Genomic DNA, 3863 nt, shown 5'->3' with positions numbered 1-3863 from the left:
TATCTGCTGGCGACGGATCTCGAGATGGGGACGCCGGATGGGTATGCGTCGACCAGTTGGGAGCGGGGCTATGGCGATTATGTGATGAAGCCGGATCTGAGCACGCTGCGCCCAGTGCCGTGGCTGGAAGGCACGGCGATGGTGATGTGCGATGTGCTGGATCATCACACGCATGAAGAAGTGCCACACGCGCCGCGCTCGATCCTGAAACGTCAGGTGAACCGGCTGAAGGCGATGGGCTATGACGCCATGTGCGCCACCGAGCTGGAGTTTTTCCTGTTCGAGAAAAGCTTTGATCAGATCCGCAAGGAAGGCTTTCGCGACCTTGAGCCGATCTCGGGGTATAACGAAGACTATCACATCCTTCAGACCACCAAGGAAGAGCATGTGATGCGCCCGATCCGCAACCATCTGTGGGATGCGGGGATACCGGTCGAGAACACGAAAGGTGAGGCCGAGACCGGGCAGGAAGAACTGAACATCAAATATGCGCCTGCGATGGAGACGGCCGAGTATCACTCGATCGCCAAGAACGCGGTGAAAGAGATTGCCTGGCAGCATGGGCATGCCGCGACCTTCCTGCCGAAATGGCATCATGAGAAAGTGGGCAGTTCCAGCCACGTGCATCAGTCGCTCTGGTCCGAGGGGCGGCCGATCTTTTTCGACGAAAAAGACCCGCTCGGCATGTCGGATGTGATGAAAAGCTACATGGCGGGTCTGCTGAAATACGCCGCCGATTACACCTGTTTCATGGCGCCCTACATCAACAGCTACAAGCGGTTCATGAAGGGGACCTTTGCGCCGACGCGGATCATCTGGTCGGTGGACAACCGCACCGCCGGGTTCCGCCTGTGCGGTGACGGCACCAAGGCGGTGCGGGTGGAATGCCGTATCCCGGGCTCGGATATGAACCCCTATCTGGCGATGGCTGGGATGCTGGCGGCGGGGATCGCTGGGATCGAAGAAGGGCTGGAGTTGCAGCCGCCGACCACGGGTGACGTCTATCAGGGAGAGACGGGGATGATCCCGGGCAATCTGCGCGCGGCGCGGGATGCGCTGCATGGCTCGGCGATGTTGCGGGCTGCAATGGGAGATGACGTTGTCGATCACTATGCGCGCGCGGCCGAGGTTGAGATCGAAGAGTTTGAGCGCGTGGTGACCGATTGGGAAATTGCCCGCGGGTTTGAGCGGGCTTGAGAGGGTGAAAGCGAGGGGCCAGCCCCGCCGCCATCGGCGCTCGAACCAATGGCGCACCAATGGCGGCCCCAGAGATATTTATGGCCAGATGAAGCAGGGATCCTGCTCTCTTTAGAGATGGAGTGACTATGGGGCAGATGTTGCAATGTGTCTCGCCGATTGATGGGTCGGTTTTTGCCGAGCGCGAGGTGTTGTCGCGGGAGGCGGCGTCTGAGGTTGCGGGCCGGGCGCGGGCCGCACAGGCGGCTTGGGCGGCGCGGCCCTTGCGGGAACGCATTGATCTCGTGATGGCGGGTGTGGCTGCTGTCGGCGCGATGAATGAGGAAATCGTGCCCGAGTTGGCGCATATGATGGGTCGCCCGGTGCGCTATGGCGGTGAGTTCGGCGGCTTCAACGAGCGCGCAAGCCATATGGCCGGGATTGCCGAAAGCGCATTGGCTGATATCGCGGTGGGCGAAGATGAGACGTTCAAGCGCTATATCAAGCGTATCCCGCATGGGGTGGTGTTTGTGGTGGCGCCGTGGAACTACCCCTACATGACGGCGATCAACACGGTGGCCCCGGCGCTGATCGCGGGTAATACGGTGATCCTGAAACACGCCACGCAGACCCTGCTGGTGGGCGAGCGTATGGCGCAGGCCTTCCATGCAGCGGGTGTGCCCGAAGACGTGTTCCAGAATGTCTTTCTGAGCCATGACGTGACCAACGATCTGATCGCGGGCAATGCGTTCGACTTCGTGAACTTCACCGGCTCGGTCGGCGGCGGCCAGGCGATGGAGCGCGCGGCGGCGGGCACCTTTACCGGCGTCGGGACTGAGTTGGGCGGCAAGGATCCGGGTTATGTGATGGACGATGCCGATCTGGAGGCGGCGGTTGAGACGCTGATCGACGGGGCAATGTTCAACGCGGGCCAGTGCTGCTGCGGGATCGAGCGGATTTATGTGCATGAAAGCCTGTATGACGACTTCGTCGCCAGGGCGGTGGAGATCGTGAAGGGCTATAAGCTGGGCAATCCGCTGGACGCTGAGACCACCATTGGGCCGATGGCCAATGTGCGCTTTGCCGATGAGGTACGGGCGCAGATTGCCGAGGCGGTCGAGGCTGGTGCGGTGGCCCATATCGACATCTTCCCCGAGGATGATGGCGGCGCATATCTGACGCCGCAGATCCTGACCAATGTCACCCATGACATGCGGGTGATGCGGGATGAAAGCTTTGGTCCGGTAGTGGGCATCATGAAAGTGTCCACGGATGACGAGGCCACCCGGCTGATGAATGACAGCGCGTTTGGCCTGACAGCGAGCCTCTGGACCAGCGATCTGGACCGTGCTGCGCGGGTGGGCGACCAGATTGAGACGGGCACCGTCTTCATGAACCGCGCCGATTATCTGGATCCCGGCCTGTGTTGGACCGGCTGCAAGAATACCGGGCGCGGCGGCGGTCTCTCGGTCATTGGCTATCACAACCTGACACGTCCCAAATCCTATCACCTGAAAAAGGTCACGGGCTAAGGACGCCGGCCTGCCTCGGAATGACCCCCTCGCCGGGGCAGGCCTTTTGACACGAAGGAAAGCAAACATGTCACTTGTTGGAAACTGGTCTTATCCAACCGCAATCAAATTCGGGGCCGGGCGGATCAATGAATTACCCGAAGCCTGTGCGGCGGCCGGCATGAAGAAACCGCTGCTGGTCACCGACAAGGGGCTGGCCGATCTGCCGATCACCACCGCGACGCTGGATATCATGGAGACCGCCGGTCTGGGCCGGGGTCTGTTCGCGGATGTGGACCCGAACCCCAATGAACAGAACCTCGAGGCCGGTGTTGCGGCCTATAACGCGGGCGGTCATGACGGGGTGATCGCATTTGGCGGTGGCTCGGGGCTGGATCTGGGCAAGATGGTCGCCTTCATGTGTGGTCAGACGCGCCCGGTCTGGGACTTTGAGGACATCGGCGATTGGTGGACCCGAGCGGATGCCGATGCCATCGCGCCGATCATCGCCGTCCCCACAACTGCCGGGACCGGGTCCGAAGTGGGGCGCGCCAGCGTCATCACCAATTCTGAAACCCACGCCAAGAAGATCATCTTCCATCCCAAGGTGCTGCCGACCGTGGTGATCTGCGACCCCGAGCTGACGGTTGGGATGCCAAAGTTCATCACCGCAGGCACCGGTCTGGATGCGTTCGCGCATTGTGTCGAGGCGTTCAGCAGCCCGCATTACCACCCGATGTCTCAGGGCATCGCGCTGGAAGGGATGCGGCTGGTCAAGGACTACCTGCCACGTGCCTATGCGGACGGCACCGACATCGAAGCCCGCGCCCAGATGATGAGCGCGGCGGCGATGGGGGCCACCGCCTTCCAGAAAGGCCTGGGCGCCATCCACGCCATGAGCCACCCCGTCGGCGCGGTGTTCAACACCCACCACGGCACCACCAACGCGGTCTGCATGCCCGCCGTGCTCGAGTTCAACGCGCCAGTCATCGCCGACCGCTTCCAGCAAGCCGCCGCCTATCTGGGCATCGACGGCGGCTTCGACGGCTTCCGCAGCTTCGTGCAAGAGTTCAACGACAGCCTCGCCATCCCCCGCAAACTCTCCGACCTCGGCGTCACCAAAGCCGCCATCCCCGAACTGGTCCAAGGCGCAATCATCGACCCCTCATGCGGAGG

3 protein-coding genes are annotated in these 3863 nt (G+C 62.0%); all 3 read left to right on the top strand.

All coding sequences use genetic code 11. From position 1 onward, the window contains the following. Window positions 1–1197, top strand: a 1197-nt coding sequence (locus ACR0DK_RS20470; RefSeq protein WP_480737912.1) for a glutamine synthetase family protein, incomplete at its 5' end; no start/stop codon positions are given. A gap of 128 nt (window positions 1198–1325) precedes the next feature. Then, the gene (locus tag ACR0DK_RS20465) at window positions 1326–2708 is read left to right on the top strand and encodes an aldehyde dehydrogenase family protein (RefSeq protein ID WP_480737910.1); all 1383 of its coding nucleotides are present in this window, start codon (window positions 1326–1328) and stop codon (window positions 2706–2708) included. Window positions 2709–2775: 67 nt separating this feature from the next. Next, window positions 2776–3863, top strand: a 1088-nt coding sequence (locus tag ACR0DK_RS20460) for an iron-containing alcohol dehydrogenase (protein WP_170516222.1), incomplete at its 3' end; no start/stop codon positions are given.

Source organism: Ruegeria sp. CE6, from assembly GCF_056537485.1.
This window is presented reverse-complemented; position numbering and strand designations above follow the sequence as displayed.